Source organism: Porphyromonas sp. CAG:1061 (genome assembly GCF_000435035.1).
Taxonomy (GTDB): domain Bacteria; phylum Bacteroidota; class Bacteroidia; order Bacteroidales; family Porphyromonadaceae; genus Porphyromonas_A; species Porphyromonas_A somerae.
The window spans coordinates 5,164-6,396 of sequence record NZ_HF988893.1; the positions used below are offsets into that span (position 1 = coordinate 5,164).

Annotated in this window: 1 protein-coding gene; it reads right to left on the bottom strand. The window is 47.0% G+C overall.

Features of this window, described 5'->3' with window-relative positions:
- Positions 1 to 149: 149 nt before the first annotated feature.
- The coding region (gene tilS, locus QVO39_RS03165; protein WP_288171709.1) for a tRNA lysidine(34) synthetase TilS at positions 150 to 1,233 on the bottom strand (1,084 nt) is incomplete at its 5' end.

The following is a 1,233-nucleotide window of genomic DNA, read 5'->3' on the forward strand; positions in this document are numbered from 1 at the left end:
GCACCACAAGTGAAGCCCCATTTAGGATGATATTCTCCTCACGCTTCACGATGATATTTTGCAGTGATAGTAATGCTTGTTCCGACATCTCTTTATTCTTTTACTTCTCCTATTGTATCTCGCTTAACTCTGCTAAACGAATGACAAATTTACCTATTTCCTCTCACATTGCTTGTGAGATTCCTAAGGATCGCTCCAAAAGCTGCTCCCGAAGGCTCAAATCCAATACCGATAGAATCGCTGACGCTCTCGTATCTCGCATGCTGGCTCACTTCAAATGGAACCACCGCAATCACCTCGCCATCGCACTCTAGGACTGGGCAAAATGTTCTGTAGTACTCTGGAAGTCCCTTTTCACCCAAATACGTAAAGAGTGATTTGCTTCCCGACTTCATGCCATAAGGGGTAAAGCGATCCTCTTTACGCCCCATACGCACCACCACCTTCCTTTCTGCACATTTCGTGTGAAGTCGCAGTGCTACTGATCCGACACTATTCCACTGAATGGCTCCAATTTGTGGATGGTTCCAACGGTCGGATAGTTGTTCGGTGGGGTACTCCTCCACCGGTTCGGTGATGAGGTAGAGCTTATCACGATAGACTTCGGCATAGCTAGAACCAAAGTTAAATGCAATGGTCTTGGGATTGTCCCAACTATTAATGAGATCTTCAGCTTGCGTGGGGGTAAAGCCGTGGTCGAGGAGCCACCTTTTGAAGAGATAGGGCTCCTCTACATTCCGAATATCTAGGCTCTGCTCCTTGGTGTTGAAATGCCTTGATGCAAATTGCTTTGTTGCTTGCTCAATATACTCTTGCTCCTCTCGGAAGTGGGTCATACTCCCAAGCAGAGAGCTAGGAAAGGAGGGATTGAGCTGTTCAAAGCTAGGAAGTAGCTGGTGCCTAATATAATTGCGCTTGATGGTGGTATCGTAGTTGGTGCTATCAATGACATAATCAAGCTGGTGAGCAGAAAGATACGCCTCCAATTCGCTTCGCCACGTGGTGAGAAAGGGTCTGAATAATTGACCAGATACTACCTGCATTCCTGCCATCCCCTTACCTCCAGTGCCTCTGGATAGGTTGAGGAGAGCCGTCTCTATCTGATCATTAGCATGATGCCCCACTGCGATCCAAGCACATTGATGGGCATTTCGTAGTTCCTCAAATAGTTCATAGCGAAGCTCTCTTGCTGCCATTTCTATAGAAATCCCAGCTTCTCTTGCCCTGCCATAA